The organism is Pantoea vagans (assembly GCF_001506165.1).
Lineage (GTDB): Bacteria > Pseudomonadota > Gammaproteobacteria > Enterobacterales > Enterobacteriaceae > Pantoea > Pantoea vagans_C.
Genome location: NZ_CP011427.1, coordinates 2,542,520 through 2,563,280, shown reverse-complemented (window position 1 = coordinate 2,563,280; position 20,761 = coordinate 2,542,520). Strand labels below are relative to the sequence as shown.

16 protein-coding genes are annotated in these 20,761 nt (G+C 52.4%); 7 read left to right on the top strand and 9 right to left on the bottom strand.

Annotated features, from left to right (window positions below; all coding sequences use genetic code 11):
• Positions 1 to 136 precede the first annotated feature (136 nt).
• The 3 genes from ldtD to LK04_RS11990 all read left to right on the top strand — a co-directional run bounded on the left by ldtD (position 137) and on the right by LK04_RS11990 (position 3,354).
• A complete protein-coding gene (ldtD, locus tag LK04_RS12000) occupies positions 137 to 1,948 on the top strand; it encodes a L,D-transpeptidase (RefSeq protein ID WP_059109802.1) in 1,812 nt (603 codons plus the stop codon).
• A gap of 188 nt (positions 1,949 to 2,136) precedes the next feature.
• Positions 2,137 to 2,688 carry a YcbK family protein gene (locus tag LK04_RS11995; RefSeq protein ID WP_039328994.1) on the top strand — a complete coding sequence of 184 codons (552 nt, stop codon included), beginning with the start codon at positions 2,137 to 2,139 and terminating at the stop codon, positions 2,686 to 2,688.
• A gap of 36 nt (positions 2,689 to 2,724) precedes the next feature.
• Positions 2,725 to 3,354 carry an MBL fold metallo-hydrolase gene (locus LK04_RS11990; RefSeq protein WP_039328992.1) on the top strand — a complete coding sequence of 210 codons (630 nt, stop codon included), beginning with the start codon at positions 2,725 to 2,727 and terminating at the stop codon, positions 3,352 to 3,354.
• Positions 3,355 to 3,399: 45 nt separating this feature from the next.
• Here LK04_RS11990 and LK04_RS11985 read toward each other — a convergent pair whose 3' ends face one another.
• The 4 genes from LK04_RS11985 to pncB form a co-directional block, all read right to left on the bottom strand.
• Positions 3,400 to 4,590, bottom strand: coding sequence for an amino acid aminotransferase (locus LK04_RS11985; protein WP_039328991.1), 1,191 nt, complete (start codon positions 4,588 to 4,590; stop codon positions 3,400 to 3,402).
• A 199-nt stretch (positions 4,591 to 4,789) separates the two neighbouring features.
• Entirely contained in the window at positions 4,790 to 5,899 is a 1,110-nt protein-coding gene (ompC, locus tag LK04_RS11980; RefSeq protein WP_039328989.1) for a porin OmpC, read from the bottom strand.
• A 299-nt stretch (positions 5,900 to 6,198) separates the two neighbouring features.
• Entirely contained in the window at positions 6,199 to 7,599 is a 1,401-nt protein-coding gene (asnS, locus tag LK04_RS11975; RefSeq protein WP_039328987.1) for an asparagine--tRNA ligase, read from the bottom strand.
• 144 nt (positions 7,600 to 7,743) lie between these two features.
• A complete protein-coding gene (gene pncB, locus LK04_RS11970) occupies positions 7,744 to 8,949 on the bottom strand; it encodes a nicotinate phosphoribosyltransferase (protein ID WP_039329008.1) in 1,206 nt (401 codons plus the stop codon).
• Positions 8,950 to 9,193: 244 nt separating this feature from the next.
• Here pncB and pepN point away from each other — a divergent pair, with 244 nt between their 5' ends.
• Complete coding sequence (gene pepN / locus LK04_RS11965; protein ID WP_039328985.1) at positions 9,194 to 11,809, top strand: aminopeptidase N; 2,616 nt, start codon at positions 9,194 to 9,196, stop codon at positions 11,807 to 11,809.
• 63 nt (positions 11,810 to 11,872) lie between these two features.
• Here pepN and ssuB read toward each other — a convergent pair whose 3' ends face one another.
• The 5 genes from ssuB to ssuE are packed head-to-tail and all read right to left on the bottom strand — an operon-like array spanning position 11,873 to position 16,138.
• The gene (gene ssuB, locus LK04_RS11960) at positions 11,873 to 12,664 is read right to left on the bottom strand and encodes an aliphatic sulfonates ABC transporter ATP-binding protein (protein WP_039328983.1); all 792 of its coding nucleotides are present in this window, start codon (positions 12,662 to 12,664) and stop codon (positions 11,873 to 11,875) included.
• Entirely contained in the window at positions 12,661 to 13,449 is a 789-nt protein-coding gene (gene ssuC, locus LK04_RS11955; protein ID WP_039328981.1) for an aliphatic sulfonate ABC transporter permease SsuC, read from the bottom strand. The genes ssuB and ssuC overlap by 4 nt, the downstream gene beginning before the upstream one ends.
• A gap of 10 nt (positions 13,450 to 13,459) precedes the next feature.
• Positions 13,460 to 14,605, bottom strand: a complete 1,146-nt coding sequence (ssuD, locus tag LK04_RS11950) for an FMNH2-dependent alkanesulfonate monooxygenase (protein ID WP_039328979.1) — start codon at positions 14,603 to 14,605, stop codon at positions 13,460 to 13,462.
• Between the two features lie 11 nt (positions 14,606 to 14,616).
• Positions 14,617 to 15,576 (bottom strand): sulfonate ABC transporter substrate-binding protein, encoded by a 960-nt coding sequence (locus LK04_RS11945; RefSeq protein WP_102136015.1) that lies wholly within the window; start codon positions 15,574 to 15,576, stop codon positions 14,617 to 14,619.
• Between the two features lie 10 nt (positions 15,577 to 15,586).
• A complete protein-coding gene (gene ssuE / locus LK04_RS11940) occupies positions 15,587 to 16,138 on the bottom strand; it encodes an NADPH-dependent FMN reductase (RefSeq protein WP_039328976.1) in 552 nt (183 codons plus the stop codon).
• Between the two features lie 777 nt (positions 16,139 to 16,915).
• Between ssuE and LK04_RS11935 the strand changes: the two genes are divergently transcribed.
• The 3 genes from LK04_RS11935 to LK04_RS11925 all read left to right on the top strand — a co-directional run bounded on the left by LK04_RS11935 (position 16,916) and on the right by LK04_RS11925 (position 20,724).
• On the top strand, positions 16,916 to 17,896 hold the full coding sequence (locus LK04_RS11935) for a glycosyltransferase family 2 protein (protein ID WP_039328974.1): 981 nt from the start codon (positions 16,916 to 16,918) through the stop codon (positions 17,894 to 17,896).
• Positions 17,897 to 18,214: 318 nt separating this feature from the next.
• Positions 18,215 to 19,738, top strand: coding sequence for a lipopolysaccharide biosynthesis protein (locus tag LK04_RS11930; protein ID WP_039328973.1), 1,524 nt, complete (start codon positions 18,215 to 18,217; stop codon positions 19,736 to 19,738).
• Positions 19,735 to 20,724, top strand: a complete 990-nt coding sequence (locus LK04_RS11925; RefSeq protein ID WP_039328971.1) for a glycosyltransferase family 2 protein — start codon at positions 19,735 to 19,737, stop codon at positions 20,722 to 20,724. Before LK04_RS11930 ends, LK04_RS11925 begins: the two co-directional genes overlap by 4 nt.
• Positions 20,725 to 20,761: the final 37 nt, after the last annotated feature.

Sequence of the window (20,761 nt, the reverse complement as noted above, 5' to 3'; positions counted from 1 at the left end):
CAGCGTACCGTTTAATCTGTAAACGGCATTTGCACACTGAGGCAGATGCCGTTTTTTATTTGTATACTCAACAATAAGAGTAAGGTTGTACATAGCGATAACAGGGCGCTGTGTCTTAGGTGAGAAGGGGGCAGGGATGTTGCTGAACAAAAGAAACAGAATTAAACGTGCTGCATTAGCACTCAGTCTTTCACTGGTTTTATCGCCGCTGGCCACCAGCCATGCAGCGATCATTGCCGCACTGCCGGGAACGTCTCATAGCACCCTGAGCGTGGCGGCAAGCCAGCATCAAATTCAGCAGGCGTTCAGCCCGAGTGAACAACCGTTTTATCTCCCCGGTCTCGCCGGCATTTATGCGTCACGCAATATGGCGCCGCTGTGGCAAGACCGTGACGCTGTGCAGGCATTTCAGCAACAGCTGGCGGAAGTGGCGCTTTCAGGCGTACAGCCGCAGTTCACGCGCTGGGTTGAAAGGCTCACTAATCCAACCATTACGGGTCTTGCGCGCGATATCGTCCTGAGCGATGCCATGTTGGGGTATTTGCAGTTTGTCGCTAATGTGCCGACCCAGGGTGAAACCTGGCTGTATAGCAATGTGCCTTACAAACTCGCTATGCCCGGCATCGCGGCCATTAATCAATGGCAGAATGCGGTAAACGGCGGCGGCAGCCGTGCTTTTGTGCTGTCTTTAGCGCCACAGCATCCACAATATGCGCCGATGCACAGTGCGCTAAAGGCCCTGCTCACCGATAACCGCCCCTGGCCGCAGCTGCGTGACAACGGAACTTTAAAGCCAGGCCAAATCAGCAACGATATCCCGGCACTGCGTGAGATTCTCCAGCGCACCGGCATGTTAACAGCCGCGCACAGCAGCACGCCTACTCCAGCTGACGATGCGGTGCCTACGGCATCGGTGCCGGTCAGTCAGAGCAATCAACCTGTGGCGGTGAGCCCATCAGCGGCCAACGTCAGTGATCTCCCGTCGCAGAGCCCGCAGACCGCCGGTAATGTGGCGGCCAATCCGACCCCAGCAGGCGATAATGTTTACGATGCTGCGCTGGTGGAGGGCGTGAAGCGCTTCCAGCACTGGCAAGGTTTAGCGGATGATGGCGCCATTGGGCCGCGTACCCGCGAGTGGCTGAATGTCTCGCCTCAAATGCGCGCCTCTTTACTGGCACTCAATATTCAGCGTCTGCGCCTGCTGCCGGATGATATGCATAACGGCATCATGGTGAATATTCCTAACTATTCACTGACCTATTACAACAACGGTGCCACCATCCTTTCATCGCGTGTGATTGTGGGGCGTCCGGATCGCAAAACCCCGCTGATGCGTAGCGCATTAAATAATGTGGTGCTTAACCCGCCCTGGAATGTGCCGACTACACTGGTGCGCCAGGATATTGTGCCCAAGGTCAAACAGGATCCTGGCTACCTCTATAAGCATGGTTACACCTTGTTATCCGGCTGGAGTGCTGATGCTGAAGTGATCGATCCTTCGATGATTGACTGGCACATGGTTTCCGCCGCGAGCTTCCCTTATCGGATTCGTCAGGCTCCGGGGGCGATGAACTCGTTGGGCCGCTATAAATTCAATATGCCAAGTTCGGATGCCATCTACCTGCACGATACGCCGAATCATGGTTTGTTCCAGCGAGATATACGCGCGTTAAGTTCAGGGTGTGTCCGCGTGAATAAAGCTTCGGAACTGGCCGATCTGTTGTTGCAGGATGTGGGTTGGAACGACAGCCGGATCTCCGACACGCTGAAGCAGGGCGACACCCGTTACGTGCCGATTCGTCATCGTATCCCGGTGAATCTCTACTATCTGACGGCATGGGTCGCCGCAGATGGCCAACCGCAATATCGTACAGATATTTACAATTATGATAACACCGCGCGTTCTGGTAGCCAGGTCCTGGCAAAAGCGGGCAAACTGCTGCTCTAGTGGTTGATTTATCTGTTATCACCTCTCGATAAAAACCCCAAGACCCGTCTGAGAAATACCTTCTCAGGCGGGTTTTGATCATTCTGTGACGCATTCTGGGTTGACTGACTCTTGGGCTGAGGTTACTGTTCGGCCTTGTGTACTTTTTACACATATTTTTATCGTTTTAGATTAGGTAACCCCGCAACATGGCTAATTTTGATTCTCAACGTCGTCGATTACTCCTGATTGGAGGCGCAGCGGCAGGTTTGTCACTGCTTCCAGGTTCAGCTCTGGCTTCGCTTTCCACCGCTCGCCCACGAGTATTGACGCTTAATAACCTTCACACCGGCGAAACCCTTAAAACGGAGTTTTTTAACGGCAAGAGTTATGACAAGGATGAGTTAGCCCGTTTAAACCACTTCTTCCGAGATTACCGCGCCAATCAGGTAAAACACATCGATCCGCATCTCTTTGACCAGCTTTACCGTTTGCAGATGGTACTGAATACGCGCAAGCCTGTGCAGCTGATCTCGGGTTACCGTACGCTCGCCACCAATAATATGCTGCGTGAATCGGGCCCTGGCGTGGCAAAACACAGTTATCACACCAAAGGGCAGGCGATGGATTTCCATATCGAGGGAATTTCATTGAGCAATGTTCGCAAAGCGGCGTTATCTATGCGCGCTGGTGGTGTAGGATATTACCCGCGCAGCAACTTCGTACACATTGATACCGGGCCTGCAAGGCACTGGTCCTGATACCGGCAGCGCTGCGTGTGTCGGTCATGGAGCGCTATGAATTACCATATTATTCCGGTTACGGCCTTTTCTCAGAACTGCTCGGTCATTTGGGATGAAGAGACCCAGCAGGCGGCGTTAGTCGATCCCGGCGGCGATGCAGAAACCATTATTGCCGTGCTGGCTGAGCGGGGCTTAACACCCGCACAAATCCTGTTGACGCATGGTCATCTCGACCACGTTGGTGCCGCTGCCGAGCTCGCTGCGCATTATCAGGTGCCAATTGTCGGCCCACATAAACTGGACGCCTTCTGGCTGGATAATCTGCCAACCCAAAGCCGTATGTTTGGTTTACCCGAGTGCGCGCCGCTGACGCCAGATCGCTGGCTGGAAGAGGGTGAAACGGTACAGGTAGGAAATGTCTCGCTTGAGGTGCTGCTTTGCCCTGGCCACACGCCGGGACACATTGTCTTTTTCGACCGCGCGGGTCGCTTGCTGATCTCCGGTGATGTGATTTTTAATGGCGGTGTTGGCCGTACCGATTTCCCGCAGGGCAGTCACAGCGACCTGATCGCTGCAATCAATACTAAGCTGCTGCCGTTAGGCGATGATGTAACTTTTGTGCCGGGCCATGGACCCATTTCAACCCTGGGTCGCGAGCGAATCAGTAATCCATTTCTGCAATAAAAAATGGGCCGCAGAGGCCCATTTTTCATGTAACGATGCTGAGTCTTACAGCACGGCGACAATCGCTTCGCACAGCGCAGACATATTGTCCGGCGTCATACCTGCCACGTTCACGCGACCAGAATTAACGGCATACACGCCGAACTCATCACGCAGGCGTACCACCTGATCTTTAGTCAAACCGCTGAACGAGAACATGCCGTTCTGCTGGATGATAAAGCTGAAGTCCTGTTTTGCCCCTTTCTCGGCGAGCGTATTCACAAACAGCTGACGCATGCGCTGGATACGCTGACGCATATCGCTCAACTCTTGTACCCAAATGGTACGCAGCGCATCGTTGCCCAGGATGGTTGCCACCACAGCGGCACCGTGTGAAGGCGGGTTCGAGTAGTTAGCACGGATGCTGTACTTCACCTGACTAAAGGCGGTCTTAGCGGTGTTGCTGTCTGCAGCAACCAGTGTCAACGCACCCACGCGCTCGTTGTACAGACCAAAGTTCTTGGAGTAGGAGCTGGCAACCAGCAATTCCTGATGTGAGGCAGCGAAAATACGCAGGCCTTCTGCATCTTCGTCTAATCCACGGGCGAAGCCCTGGTAAGCGAAGTCAAACAGTGGCAGCCAGCCTTTTTCCTGCGACAGCTTCGCCAACTGCTGCCACTGATCTGCGGAAGGATCGACACCCGTCGGGTTATGGCAGCAGCCGTGGAACAGCACCACGTCGCCGGCTTTCGCTTCCTGCAGCGATGCTACCATGCCCGCAAAATCGAGGCTGTGGTTGGCTGCGTCATAGTATTGATAATCACAGACTTCCAGGCCAGCCGCGTTAAACACGTTCTTGTGGTTCGGCCAGCTTGGATTACTCACCCAGACCCGCTTAACGTTGGTCTGGTTAGCGAGGAAATCAGCGGCAACACGCAGAGCACCGGTACCACCAGGCGTCTGCGCCGTGCAGGCACGGCCCGAAGCAATCAAGCTGCTCTCTTTACCGAACAGCAACGCCTGAGTGCAGCTGGCGAAATCAGCCAGACCATCGATGCTCAGGTAATTTTTGGTGGTTTCATTTTCCAGCAGATACTGCTCAGCTTTTTTAACACTGGTCAGAACCGGGGTTTTACCGGTTTCATCTTTATAGACACCAATGCCAAGGTTGATTTTATTCGGGCGGTCATCGGCGCGAAACAGGTCAGCCAGTCCCAGAATAGGATCGGCGGGTGCGGCAGAGATCGATTCAAACATGAGTCAGTTCCGTGTAGGTGAACTTTAGCGAAATGAGCTATCAGGGTAACGTCAGATGATACTATTGCCAACCGCTGACATAAAAAAGAAATAAGCCGCGTGTATAAAGTAGTGGCGCTAATTGAGAAGCCGATCACTGAAAAGCAAAACGGAGCCCGAAGGCTCCGTTTTTAGGTCTTACAAGTTTCTAATCAGGTGATTAGAACTGGTATTGCAGACCAACACCCACTACGTCATCAGTGCTTACGCCCTGAGCACGGGTATAGTCGTTGTCATCCAGCAGGTTGATTTTGTAGTCAACATAGGTAGACATGTTTTTGTTGAAGTAGTAGTACGCGCCCACTTCGATGTATTTAACCAGGTCTGCATCGCCGCCAGCGAAAGTAGAACCGTTAGCAGTGTTTCCGTTCAGGTCCTTACCTTTAGACTGCAGGTAAGCGATGGATGGACGCAGACCGAAGTCGAACTGGTACTGTGCAACCACTTCGAAGTTCTGAGTTTTGTTTGCAGTCTGACGAGCGGTGTTACCGTAAGCAGTGGTGTTGTTTGACTGGCCATAGAAGGCTGCCAGGTAAACATTGTTCGCGTCATATTTCAGACCGAATGCGTACGCGTCAGCTTTATCGCCGTTGCCATCAGCAACCTGAGCGGTGGTACGGTCAGCTGAGAAGTAAGAACCTACAGCGCTGATGCCCATACCGGTGTCATAGGCTACAGAAGTACCCCAACCATCACCGTTTTGATACAGTGGGTCACGGCTGCCTTCGTTTTTACCTTGATACTGTACAGCGAAGCTCAGGCCGTTAACCAGACCGAAGAAGTTGCTGTTACGGTAAGTAGCCAGACCGCTTGAACGACCAATCATGAAGTTGTCGTTTTCCTGGTACATGGTATCGTCACCGAAGATTGGCAACTGGTCAGTGTAAGACATTGCGTCGTAGATAACGCCGTAGTTACGACCGTAGTCGAATGAACCCGCGTCACCGAATTTCAGACCAGCAAAGCCCAGACGGGTTTTGTTGCCAGACTGTGCGTCAGCACCACCTTCGGTGTGGTTAGCCTGTACGTTGTATTCCCACTGGCCGTAACCGGTCAGCTGATCGTTAATCTGGGTTTCACCCTTGAAGCCGAAGCGAACATAGGTCTGGTCGCCGTCATCGCCAGCGTTGTCAGAGAAATTGTGACGCGCATCAACTTTACCGTACAGATCCAGTTTGTTGCCGTCTTTGTTGTAAATTTCTGCTGCGTTTGCTGCGCCTGCAGCTAACAGAGCAGGGATAACCACTGCAAGAATGTTGCGCTTCATCATTTTTTATTACCCTCATTGGAGTTATTTGGACATCTGCCACTGCCGTCAAGAAATCTTTACAGAACCTTGAAAGAAGTTTGATGTCTCCTGTGTCTGCACGCATCTTTCCATCACAGGGTTGCTATTTCTAGCCCGAAAATGATTCAAATCTCGCAATTACGTATCAAAAAGAAATTATGTATTACAATTTGTAAAATATCGGGAACTTTGTGAGAGAACTCAAAATTTACAAAAATAAAAAAAGGCCGGCAGTGCCGACCTCGTTATATATATGAATTACTTATATTTAATGGCTAATTTTAGAAATTAGCATTACGCGGGGTACGTGGGAAGGGGATAACATCCCTTACATTTTGTACGCCGGTGACATAGGCGATTAATCGTTCGAAACCTAATCCGAAACCTGCATGTGGAACGGTGCCGTAGCGGCGCAGGTCACGATACCACCAGTAATCTTCCTTATTCAGGCCCATCTCAGCCAGACGCGCATCCAGTACATCCAGGCGCTCTTCACGCTGCGAACCCCCGATGATTTCACCGATTCCCGGCGCCAGAACGTCCATCGCCGCCACAGTTTTACCGTCATCGTTCATACGCATGTAAAACGCTTTGATATCTTTAGGGTAGTTTTTCACCACTACCGGCGCTTTAAAGTGTTTCTCTGCCAGATAACGTTCGTGCTCAGAAGAGAGATCCACACCCCATGACACCGGGTTCTCAAACGTCTGACCGCTCTTCAGCAGAATATCCACTGCATCGGTGTAGTCTACCTGAGCAAAATCGGTAGTAACGAAACGTTCTAAGCGCGCAATCGCATCTTTGTCTACGCGCTCGGCGAAGAACGCCATGTCATCCGCACGCTCTTCCAGCACCGCTTTAAACACATATTTCAGCATGGCTTCTGCCAGCGCCGCGGCATCGTCAAGGTTAGCAAATGCCACTTCCGGTTCCAGCATCCAGAATTCCGCTAAATGGCGGCTGGTGTTGGAGTTTTCTGCACGGAAGGTCGGGCCGAAAGTGTAGACTTTTGACAGTGCACAAGCATAAGTTTCCGCATTCAGCTGGCCGGAAACGGTCAGGAAGGCTTCTTTACCGAAGAAGTCTTTGTCGTAATCGACTTTACCTTGTGGATCGCGCGGCAGGTTTTCCATGTCCAGTGTGGAAACACGGAACATCTCGCCCGCGCCTTCAGTATCAGAGGCGGTGATCAACGGGGTGGAAACCCAGAAGTAGCCATTCTCATGGAAAAAGCGATGCAGCGCCTGGGCCAGCGTATGGCGTGTACGCGCTACGGCACCGACCAGGTTGGTACGCGGGCGCAGGTGAGCCACTTCGCGCAGGTATTCGATGCTATGACGTTTAGCTGCCATCGGATAGGTGTCTGGATCATCAACCCAACCGGTGACTTCCACTTTCGTCGCCTGCAGTTCGAACGCCTGGCCTTCGCCCGGTGATTCAACCACTTTACCGGTGACAATAACCGAGCAGCCGGTGGTCAGACGCAGCACTTCATCCTGATAATTATTCAGAGAATTATTGACGACGGCCTGAACGGGATTAAAGCAGGAACCGTCATAAACGGCGATAAAGGAAAGACCGGCTTTGGAATCTCTTCGGGTACGCACCCAACCACGTACGGTGACTTCACTGTCAACCGCGACACGGCCGTGCAGTACATCCGCTACAGGCACTACGCTCATAAATATCTCTCTATATAAGTGGGTAAAAGCCCCTTTTTGGGGTTTTGCTATGTTACTTGCGAGCCAACAGGAAACAAGCAATTTTGCCGGGAGAAGGGGAGATTTGTTGCAAGAGAGCAGGGTGCGAGCACCCTGCATCGGTGATTAGCTGGCTCTTTTGACCAGTGGAAGGTCGAAAGCTTTGCGCAGTGCACGGACAAAGGCTTTATCCTGGCAGATGGTTTTGCCAGGGCTATCCGAGAGTTTTGCCACCGGTTTGCCATTGCAGCTCACCAGTTTGATCACGATATTTAGCGGCGTAACGCCGGGAATATCGCAGGTCAGGCGCGTACCGATACCGAATACCACGTTGGCGCGCTGGCCAAAGTGACGATATAACGCCAAGGCTTTGTCCAGATTCAGGTTATCGGAGAACACCAGCGTTTTACTTTTCGGATCAATATCCAGGCGCTGATAATGTGCGATGGCCTTTTCACCCCATTCAACCGGGTCTCCGGAGTCATGGCGCAGCCCCTGATAACGGTGCGCGAAGCCTGGCCCAAAATCACGCAAGAAGGCATCCATGGTAATACAGTCAGTGAGAGCGATACCCAGTTGGTCATCATACTCATCCAACCAGGATTGCAGCGCGGCACGTTGGCTGTTCGCCAGCACAGGACTGATCTGTTGATGTGCCTGGAACCACTCATGTGCCTGGGTGCCAACCGGATTGAGCTGTAAGCGGCGGGCCAGATCGTAATTACTGGTGCCTACTAACCATGGGAAATCGGCTTTCAGGGTGCTGACAATCGCTTCCTGCACCGCTTTGGAGTAGCGGCGACGGGTGCCGAAATCCATCAGTTGGAAGCGTGACATATCCAGGTCACCCACCTGCTGACGGAAATCCACCAGCTTCTGCTGCAAATGTGTGACCGCTTGATCAACGCCCATTTGCGGCGTGCGATGGCGGTGTACCACTTCACTGATCAGTGCCAGCAGCGGCACTTCCCACAAAATCACTTCACGCCACGGTCCGCTGATCTGAATCGTCAGGCGTCCATTATCATTACGCACCTTAACCTGCGCAGGATCGAAGCGGAATTGGCGTAGCCAGTTGAGGTAATCGGTTTCAAAGAAAGGTAAGCCACTGAGGTAATTATATTCATCGTCGCTCAGGGCGAGAGATTGCAGGGTATCGATCTGCGCACGAATCTCGTCGGCATACTGGCCGAGCAATTCATCGCCGCGACAGCGAAATTCTGCCGTAACCGGGACATCGTAATAACGATGATAAACGGCCTGCTGCATGTGAAGCTTATACGCATCGGTATCAAGCAGCGTGGTCAAAATCGGGGAAGCGTGTCCAGTCATGGTGCGTTTCAGCATCCTCTTCCGCGGAGCAGAGCCCGGTGTCAACAAAGTCATAAAGACGCAGGAGTATAAAACAGTAATGACCGGGATCACACCATAATTGCGGGTGGCAGGTCGAGGGTCATTTGTGCCATTGTTAATGAATTGTAGCCTTTTCAGCGAAGGCACGCATTGTGCGTGGCAACGAAGGCGCAACCCGCTTAGACTTTGACGGGTAGATAATTCAACGATGCGAGAAGGACTTATGACGCAACAGCCGCAAATTAAATATCGCCACGACTATCGTGCGCCAGATTTCACCATCACCGATATCGATTTAACCTTTGATCTGGATGCTGCCAGCACGCGCGTCACTGCGGTAAGCCAGGTGAAGCGCCTTGGCGCTGCGGATGCCGAGCTGCGTCTGGATGGCGAAGACCTTACGCTGGTGTCACTGGCGGTGGAAGGGCAGCCGTGGCCGCACTACCGTGAAGAAGAAGGGGCTCTGGTGATCAGCCAACTGCCGGACAACTTTACGCTGACCATTATTAATGACATTCATCCAGACAAGAACACCGCGCTGGAAGGGTTGTACAAATCGGGTGATGCGCTCTGTACCCAGTGTGAAGCCGAAGGTTTCCGCCATATTACCTGGTATCTGGATCGCCCTGATGTGCTGGCGCGCTTTACCACCACCATCATTGCTGATGCCGCGACTTATCCGTTCTTACTGTCTAACGGCAACAAGCTGGAGAGTGGACAGCATGAAGATGGCCGCCACTGGGTGAGATGGCAGGATCCCTTCCCGAAACCTTGCTACTTGTTTGCACTGGTAGCAGGTGACTTCGATGTGCTGCGAGACAGCTTTACCACGCGTTCAGGCCGTGATGTGGCGCTGGAGATCTTTGTCGATCGCGGCAATCTTGACCGTGCTGACTGGGCAATGACCTCGTTAAAAGCCAGCATGAAATGGGATGAAGAGCGCTTTAATCTTGAATACGATCTCGACATCTTCATGATCGTCGCCGTGGATTTCTTCAACATGGGCGCGATGGAGAACAAAGGTCTTAACGTCTTCAACTCCAAATATGTGCTGGCGAAAGCGGAAACCGCGACGGATAAAGATTATCTCGGCATTGAGGCGGTGATTGGGCACGAATATTTCCATAACTGGACCGGTAACCGTGTTACCTGCCGTGACTGGTTCCAGCTCAGCCTGAAAGAGGGGCTGACCGTGTTCCGCGATCAGGAGTTCAGCTCGGACCTGGGTTCACGCGCGGTGAACCGCATTGATAACGTGCGCGTGATGCGCGGTGCGCAGTTTGCTGAAGACGCCAGTCCAATGGCACACCCGATCCGCCCGGATCAGGTGATTGAAATGAACAACTTCTACACCCTGACCGTTTATGAGAAGGGCTCGGAAGTCATCCGCATGATGCATACCTTGCTGGGTGAGGAAAACTTCCAGAAAGGCATGCAACTCTATTTTGAGCGCCATGATGGCAGCGCAGCAACCTGTGACGATTTTGTCCAGGCGATGGAAGATGCCTCTAACGTCGATCTGTCGCAGTTCCGCCGCTGGTACAGCCAGGCGGGTACGCCAGTGCTGACAATACGCGATGACTATAACCCGGAACTGGAGCAATACACCCTGCACGTGACGCAGCGCACCCCGGCGACTGCTGAACAAAAAGAGAAATTACCGCTGCACATTCCGCTGGATATTGAACTGTACGATAACGAAGGCAAAGTGATTCCGCTGCAGCACAATGGTCATCCGGTACATCACGTATTAAATGTCACGGAAGAGTTCCAGACCTTTATCTTCGATAACGTCCACTTTCAGCCGGTACCTTCATTGCTGCGTGAATTCTCGGCTCCGGTGAAGCTCGACTATAAATGGAGCGATGCACAGCTCACCTTCCTGATGCGTCACGCACGCAATGATTTCTCGCGCTGGGATGCGGCACAGAGCCTGCTGGCCACTTACATTCGCCTGAATGTGGCGCGCCATCAGCAGGGACAACCGTTGTCATTACCGTTGCATGTTGCGGATGCCTTCCGTGCCGTGTTGCTGGATGAGCAGGGCGATCCGGCATTGACGGCGCTGATTCTGTCACTGCCTTCAGAGAACGAAATCGCCGAGCTGTTTGAGGTGATTGATCCGCAGGCGATCTCGGCAGTACGTGCGGCGTTAGTCCATGCGCTGGCCACGGAGTTGAGCGATGAACTCTATGCCGTGTATCTGGCGAATCAGAGCCAAGATTACCGTATTGAGCATGCGGAAATCGGCAAGCGCTCGCTGAAAAATGTTTGTCTGAGCTATCTGGCCTTCGCCGATGCGGAGCAGGCCGATAAGCTGGTGCAGGCGCAGTATCAGCAGGCGATTAACATGACGGATGCACTGGCGGCGCTTTCAGCGGCAGTGGCGGCGCAATTGCCTTGCCGTGACGCGTTGCTGGCGGCGTACGATGAGCGCTGGCATCAGGATGGTCTGGTGATGGACAAATGGTTTGTGCTGCAGGCAACCAGCCCAGCAGATAACGTACTGAGTAAGGTGCGCGAATTGCTCAACCACCGCTCATTCACCATGGGCAACCCGAACCGTATTCGTTCGCTGATTGGCGCTTTTGCTGCGGGTAATCCAGCCGCGTTCCACGCTAAAGATGGCAGTGGCTATCAGTTCCTGGTGGAGATGCTGACCGATCTCAACACGCGTAACCCGCAAGTGGCGGCGCGTATGATCGAGCCGTTGATTCGCCTGAAACGCTATGATGCTGACCGTCAGGCACTGATGCGCAAGGCACTGGAGACTCTGAAAGGGCTGGATAAACTGTCGGGCGATCTGTATGAGAAGATCACCAAGGCGTTGAATGCCTGATAAAATTGCGCCGCTACAGGGTATGCACCAATCTGTAGCGGCGCGATTTATCGCGCTTTTCTCTTATCGCTGTTGCGCAAATTTCAGCGGTTGTTCGGATGTACTGCGTTTCATCACGCGATCCAAAACTTCCGCTTCTAACTCGGCCAGACGCGCCGAACCACGACGGCGTGGTCGCGCCAGATCCACGGTTAAATCCAGACCGATTTGCCCCTCTTCGATTAACAGTACGCGATCGGCCATGGCCACCGCTTCACTGACATCGTGCGTGACCAGCAGCACGGTGAAGTTATGCTGTTGCCACAGTGACTCGATCAATCCCTGCATCTCGATACGCGTCAGGGCATCCAGTGCGCCCAGCGGTTCATCCAGCAGCAACAATCCCGGACGATGAATCAGCGCACGCGCCAGTGCCACACGCTGTTTTTGTCCACCCGATAACGCAGCGGGCCATTCATTGGCGCGATCGGCGAGGCCTACAGCATCCAGCGCTTCCAGCGCGGCAGCGCGCCATTCACGTCCTTTTAAACCCAGACCAACATTATCAATCACCTTTTTCCATGGCAGCAGGCGGGCATCCTGGAACATCAAACGGGTATCTTCACGTGCCTGTGCCAGCGGCGCGGTTCCTGCCAGTAACTCGCCACGGGTGGTGGACTCCAGCCCGGCAAGCAGGCGCAACAGGGTACTTTTACCGCAGCCACTGCGGCCAACCACGGCGACAAACTGGCCTGCCGGAATATGCAGGTCGATGTTATTCAGAATGGTGCGATCGCCGTATTGCTTACTGACACCGTTCACACCCACTGGGGTGCCGCTGTTCAGGCGCGACGGGCTTAAGGTTACGTTGCTCATGCGTTCTCCTTTAATTGGTAAGCTGGATGCCAGCGCAGCCATACGCGCTCCAGCAGTTGGGCAGCAACATCGGCCAGTTTGCCGAGCAGCGCATAGAGAATGATGGCGACCACCACCACATCGGTTTGCAGGAATTCACGAGCATTCATCGCCAGATAACCAATGCCGGAGTTGGCAGAGATGGTTTCGGCAACAATCAGCGTCAACCACATCAGCCCAAGGGCAAAGCGGACACCCACCATGATGGAAGGCAGGGCACCGGGCAAGATCACCTGGATAAACAGGCTCCAGCCGGAAAGACCATAACTACGTGCCATCTCTACCAGACCCCGATCAATGTTGCGAATGCCGTGATAGGTGTTGAGGTAGATCGGGAACAGTGTGCCTAATGCCACCAGGAAAATTTTGGCAGACTCATCAATGCCGAACCACAGGATCACCAAAGGAATCAATGCCAGGTGCGGCACGTTGCGCAGCATCTGCACTGAGGTATCCAGTAAACGTTCGCCAACGCGTGATGTGCCGGTGATCAGCCCGAGAATCAAACCAATCGATCCACCGATGGCGAAGCCAATGGCGGCACGCCAGCCGCTGATCGCCAGGTTTTGCCATAACTCTCCGCTAACGGTCAGCTTCCAGAACGTAATAATGATATTTTCCGGTGACGGAAGGATGCGGGTAGAGAGCCACCCCACTTGTGAAGCGAGTTGCCACACCACAATCAACAGCACCGGCAGCGCCCAGGGGAGCAGGGCATTCGTTAGCTGTTTTTGTATCTTTGCCATCATCAACTCCTTAACTCTGTGACACTTTTTGTGGTGTGAAATCATTCGCCACCGCTTCACCGTGCGCCTGCACCACGCGTGGCTTCGGCACTTCCGGGATGGCTAAATCAAGATGCGGGAACAGCAGCTCGCCGACACGATAAGCCTCTTCGAGATGCGGATAGCCCGAGAGAATAAAGGTCTCAATGCCTAAGTCTTGATACTCCTGCATGCGTGCCGCCACGGTGGGGCCATCGCCCACCAGCGCGGTACCGGCTCCGCCGCGCACTAAACCGACACCGGCCCACAGATTAGGACTGATCTCCAGCTTGTCACGGCGGCCGCCATGCAGCGCAGCCATACGCTGCTGGCCGACGGAATCGGTGCGGGCAAAGGCAGCCTGCGCTTTAGCAATGGTGGCATCATCGAGGTGGGCAATCAGACGATCGGCCGCCTGCCATGCCTCTTCATTGGTTTCGCGCACAATCACGTGCAAGCGAATACCGAAACGTACCTTGCGGCCCTGTGCGGCGGCTTTGGCCCGCACCTGGTCAATTTTTTCTTTCACTAATGCAGGAGGCTCACCCCAGGTGAGATAGACATCGACCTGTTCAGCGGCGAGATCCTGGGCAGCGTCTGACGAACCGCCAAACCACAGTGGCGGACGGGGTTGTTGCACCGGTTTAAACATCAAACGTGCACCGCGCACCTTGACGTGTTTGCCCTCGTAATCCACCGTCTCACCCTCGGAAACACGACGCCAGACGCGGGTGAACTCGGCGGACTCTTCATATCGCTCACGGTGATCGAGAAACACGCCATCCCCCGCCAGTTCTTCGGGATCGCCACCGGTCACCAGGTTAAACAACGCGCGACCATTGGAGAGGCGATCCAGCGTTGCTGCCTGGCGTGCCGCCTGCGTGGGGGAAATCACGCCAGGACGTAACGCCACCAGGAAACGCAGACGCTGTGTCACCGGGATCAGTGACGCCGCCACCAGCCATGCATCTTCACAGGAGCGGCCAGTGGGGATCAGCACGCCACCAAAACCGAGGCGATCGGCGGCCTGTGCAATTTGCTGCAGATAGCCGTGGTCTACCGGACGTGAGCCTTCTGCGGTGCCGAGGTAGTGCCCATCACCGTGGGTCGGGAGAAACCAGAATACGGATACGCTCATGATTCAATTCCTTATGGCTGGGCCGATTGTGGATGCCAGATACGGTCAGCGATATTCACTTTTACCGGCATCAAATGGTTGGCGTAAAACAGATCGGCCGTTTGCTGTTGGGCCTGCGCGGTGTGGGCGCTGACCGGCGTGATGGTGGTCGGTGGACGATGGTCGAGGTAGCTGGCAATCACCGGCTTGGGTAGGCCCATGGCTTGCGCCAGTAAGTCGATGCTCTGATCACGTTGGCTGCGAGTGAGTGCATCGGCATCACTAAACGCCTGCAGTACCTGTTGCACAAAGGGGCCATTCGCTTGCGCGTACTTGCGCGTGGCTAAATAGAAGGAGCCGGTTTGATTGAGCTTGCTACCATCCACCAGGACTCGCACATTGCCTTGCAGCAGTGCGGCAGAGTAGTACGGATCCCAAATCGCCCAGGCATCCACATCGCCTTGCTGGAAAGCGGCGCGGGCATCGGCTGGGGTCAGATAAGTCGGTTGGATGTCTTTAAAACTCAGCCCTGCCTGCTCCAGCGCGCGAAGCAGCAGATTGTGCGAGCTGGAACCTTTCTGGAACGCCACTTTATGGCCTTTCAGGTCGGCAACGGTTTTAATCGGGCTATCCTTTGGCACCAGAATCACTTCCGCTTGCGGCTTGGGCGGCTCCGAACCGACATACAGCAGATCGGCGCCTGCAGCCTGCGCAAACAGCGGCGGGATATCGCCGGTGCTGCCCACATCAATGCTGTCAACATTCAGGGCTTCCAGCATCTGTGGTCCCGCTGGAAATTCGATCCATTTAATTTTGGTATGTGGGAAACGTTGCTCCAGCAGTTGGTGTGATTTGGCCAGCACCATGCTGACGGAACCCTTCTGATAGCCAATGCGCAACTGGTCTGGGGCATCAGACGCACCAGCACTGCCGCTCAAGGCAACAAGCGCGGCAAACGCCGGTAACAGTAAACCCGTAAACATCCTTTTCATTGTTCTTCCTTTAAACCGCGTGAGCATAGGGTTGATGGCGACGATGCAGCGCATGCCAGAAGGTCTCTAACGCATCATCAATACGATCGGCCAGTTGCTGGTCCAGTTCTGGTTGGCGGTCGTAATGCAGAATCTGACCGTCAGTGGCAAATACGCCATGCAGTACTTCCTGCGCTTTCAGGGCGTTAAGCACCGGCTTGAGGGCATAATCCACCGCCAGTAAATGCGAAGCACTGCCACCGCTGGCCAGTGGCAGCACCACTTTATGTTCCAGGGCACGTTCCGGCAGCAGATCTAGCAGCGTTTTCAACGCGCCAGAGAACGATGCTTTATAAATGGGCGTGGCGACAATCAGGCCATCGGCGATAGCCAGATCGGCTTTAAGTGCCGCCAGTGCAGGGGAATCAAAACGTGCGTAGAGGAGATCCTCCGGCTGAAAATTGTGAATATTCCATGGAATCACCTCAACACCGCGTGCTTCCAGCGCGTGTTGGCATAGGCTGAGCAGTGCCGTAGAGCGTGAAGGGAAGCGAGGGCTACCCGCCAGCGTAATAACCCGCATGGTCACTCCTTATAACTGAAAGTTATTGATTATCTGATATTGAGAACTGATGTGTTCAATACTGGCAGAGCAGGGGGATGGGCTTAAATGATTTATCTGGCAATAAAAAGGCAGAAACTGCAAAAAGGATGATTGCGGCAGAATGGGCGCAATAGATGTGGTGCTACCGAATTGCGAATAATCTTAAAAACCGGCACCCACACCCGATGCATTGATTACCAGCCGTGAATTAAACCGTGGCTAATCGTTGCTATCGAAATGATATTTTTTCTGAAAGAGAGGTGTAACCGTGGTTACGTTTGGTCAAACTCATGTCGATTGAGTGGGTATGAGTACCCTAAGAAATATCAACAGGAAAATACAGAAAAAAAACGAGGTAAATCAGTAGCAACATAAGGCACGTTTAAACACCGTTTAGCTTTAATTGAAAGAATGTATTTAACACTATCTGTTTATTTTCTTTAGATAAGCCCTTTTAGACATGACTTCATACATAAAATATGTAACCAGCCTTTCCCTCTGGCGGGAAACGTAAAAGTTATTAATGCGCCTTTTAGCGAGATCAGCTAAGAGGTTAATGGGCGTAATGTATGGGAATTGATTTAATTCACTTAATTATTGTTTGGCCCTGTGAAATAAAAAACCCCTCTGCTTAACTGATCCCGGAATTAACATTATTGCTGTTTATCGTGCGTTTAACTGTTGAGCGTAATGCTTTTAACTCGCGGGTATTGACCTGAGGGTTTATTTTCTTTCAACCGTTATCGGGAAAGGTTTATGTCTAAAGTCCTGTTATCTGTGATTATTCCTACATTCAATGTAGAGAATTATATCGTCGAATGTGTTGACGCGTTGCTTAAACAAATAAGTACACCCAATGAGATTATTATCATTAATGATGGTTCGACTGACGGCACGCTGGCGCTAGTTGAACAACATTATGGGCATCTACCACAGGTAAAGATTATTACCACGATAAATGTTGGCGCAGGACAAGCGCGTGACAAGGGGATTGAAGCTGCGCAAGGGGAGTTTTTATTCTTTTGCGATCCAGATGATATTGTGGCCGATGGTTTGGTGGAGGAATTACAGCAAGTCTACCAAACGTACCCAGAAACCGAGCTGTTCTGCTTCAGTTCGCAAATGTTCGAGGAGGGGCAGCGACACATCACTCGCCCCAAAGTCCGTCATGAAACGTTCGGCAAACAACCGTCTCAACAGGTGTTTTCCCGCCTGCTGTGCAATGGTAGTTACACCTCAGCTGCATGGAATTATGCCGTGAAGAGAGCGTTGGTCGAACAGCATCGTCTCCGCTTTCGCGACCGCGTTCATGAGGATCACCAGTTCACCTTGTCGGCGTTTGTTTACTCACAACATGCGTGGGTCAGCCAGAAAGTTTATTATCATCAACGCGTGCGTAACGGTTCACTGACGAACAGCAGGAAGAGTGATGACTATTTCCTGCAGCGCTATAACGCCTTTATGCAGGCATTCAGCATCTTAAAAATCGCGCTGGGCCACTCTCCGTTGAAACAGAAACTTGAGAAAGAGTATTTATTGCACTCGTTCCGCTTAATGATTTACCTCTCGCTCTATAATGGAACCGCAGTACCCGAGTATGTGATTAATGCGATTCGTTTTTTAGGCGGGCAGTACGATCCAGCCAATATTAAAGAGTGGCTACTTATCCATCGGCCAGAAATGTTTATTCTGTTGCAGAATATTAAAGTGGCGAAAACATTAAAACGCGCTGCGTAATTCCATTTTATTCCGAAGAAAGGAAATAACCACGACCGGCTGTTTCTGCAAGAAAAGTGTAATAATTATCGTCATGACGGCTAAAGATGTTACAGATAATGTGCATTTTAACTTCAATTCACTTTCCTTCGGCCCATGAGAAGATTGGGGTTGGTTATTTTTAGCCATCCCCGTGAATTCTTTTTCATGGCCGAAATGGCATGTCAAAAATCTTAATTTAGCACCAAGGATAAAATTAAGAATAAGTCTGGTAGGCAGTTAGGGTGTTCTGTGTCAGGCTCTGTTTTTCAGCGAAATTTCCCAGACACCTCAATACTTATGTCAATTAAACGTAACGCTATTGCCAACTATGTAGGTCAGATCTACCTGACACTCTCGGGTATTCTGGTTGTACCGCTCTATATTCATCATTTGGGGATGGAAGCGTATGGTTTAGTCGGTTTCTTTTCGATTTTACTGACCTGGTTACAGTTGTTAGATGCGGGTGTTTCAACGACGTTGATGCGTGAGGCCGCGCGCTATCGTGCTAACCAGGCTGAATTTATCTGGTTTCCCTCTTTATTTGCCGCACTGTCAAAATTCTTCCTGATTTCGACCGTGATTTTAGTGGTCATCGGTTGGCTGGCCACGCCATGGATTGCGCATCATTGGCTGGATGCACAGCATCTTCCATCTTCAGATGTGGTGACTGCAGTAGCGATTATGGTCATCACCGCCGCTATTCGTTGGCGTACCAGCCCGTATCGCAGTGTCATCGTCGGCTTTGAACATCAGGTGTGGCTCAACGGCGTCAATCTGGTGATCGTCACGCTGAGAACGTTTGGTGCCGTCCTGGTGATCCAACTGTTTTCAAATCCGGTTTTGAGTTTCTTTATCTGGCAGTTACTGGTCTCGATCGCCGAAGCGGTATGTCTGATTTACAAATGTTTCCAGTTGGTGCCAGCTTCAGCGCGCAAACAGAAGCATGAGAATTTAAAGCAGGTACTTAAACCTTTTATTCGCTTCGCACTGAGTGCGGCCTACGCCAGCGCCGTATGGACGTTCATTTCTCAGATTGACCGTCTGGTACTGTCAAAAACGTTGCCGTTGAGCGAATACGGTTCCTTTACCGTGGTCGCGACGGCCGCTACCGGGATTATTTTGCTGAGCAGCCCGATTATGCAGGCTATCGTGCCGCGTATGACCGGGATGAAAACCAAAAAAGAGGGTGATGCCCAGTCGCTGACGCTGTATCGGTATACCACCCAAGCGGTGGCGATATTTATGGCTCCGCTCAGTATCACCATTGCGTGCTTCTCTGCACCGCTGTTGTGGGCATGGACGCAGAATCAGCAGGTGGTGAATGAGATGTCGTTTGTCCTCAGCCTCTATGCGCTGGGCAGTGGCGTGCAGGCAATATGTGGCTTGCTGTATCACCTGCAATACGTCAATGGCAACCTCAAGCTGCATGTTAAAGGTTTCTCCTGTTTTGCCATTATTCTGGTGCCGCTCAATATTTTTGCGGCTCTCCATTTTGGCGCGATGGGTACCGGCTGGTTATGGCTGGGGCAAAACGTGTTCTACCTGCTGGGGTGGGCGTGGCTGGTGCATCGCCGCTTCGCGCCGGGCATTCATTTCGCATGGTTAACGCGTGATGTGTTGCTGGTATGGGTTGTTGCGGCGGTTATGGCCTGGCTCTGCTCACTCCTGCCCATTAGTTGGGATCAAAATCGCTGGTTGAATCTGTTATGGCTCGGGCTGATTGGCATGGTCAATCTGGCAGTGTGTTGTCTCTTACACAGCCTGGTGATCAAGCGTCTGCTGCCGTTCAATAAAGGCTTTAACGTTGAGGAGAGAGAATGAACGGCGTGAGCATGACGGTGATCGTGCCTAACTGGAACTGCGCTCCATGGTTAGGGGAAGCGATAGATTCGCTGGTAGGTCAATCTTCTCCTCCCGAGCAAATCATCGTAATTGATGATGGCTCAACGGATAACAGCGTGGCGCTACTAGAAGAGATGGCGGCTCGCTATCCACAAATCACGGTGTTGCAGGCGCAGCGGGGTGGTGTCAGCGCGGCGCGCACGCTTGGGTTGGAGATTGCCACCGGCGACTTCATCTATTTTATGGATGCGGATGATTTCATCGGTAAAACCCTGTTCGCAGATTTCCGTCGCGCAAAGGCGCAGCATCCCGAAATGGAGTTGTTCTGCTTTGGCGCCAAAATGTTTACGGACTTGCCCGTCGCCCAGCGGCAATATCAACTTTTTCACCAACGACGTATCCAGGGCGCGTTTCCCGGCGGCAGCACTACCCTCCGCAATATGATCACGCATCAATCTGCGCATCGCGTGTTGTGGAGCAGTATTGTCTCACGCCATTTGATTGAAAGGGTGGGGGTGCAATTTCTGCCGATTCAACACCATGAGGATGCGCCCTACATGTTTGCCTTGTACATGCAGGCGCAGGAAGTGGTGCTCACAGGCGAAAGCTATTACTACAAGCGTTTTATGGTGACTTCGCTGTCACAACGCAAAGCCACTTTTGCCTGGGTTGAAAACTACTTTATTGCACGCGGTAACAGCGAAAGCTTTATGCAAGCGTGGGGTATGCCTGCCGATGAGTGGCTGATGGACCGCTATTACGAACCGGTGATGTACGGTTGTTTGATTGAGATGCGCAAAAATAACATCGACGTCCCCAAGGAGTGGCACGTCACCATCGACCAGTTGATCCGTAAAGTGACCGGCGAGAGCAAGCGCATGAAACTGCAGTGGTACTATCCCATGCTTTATAACGGTTTGAAGGCAAGTCGCAGTCTGTTAGCACGCTATACCGGTAAGCGCTGACTTCGATCAACTCTGCATCACCTGATTAAATTTACTT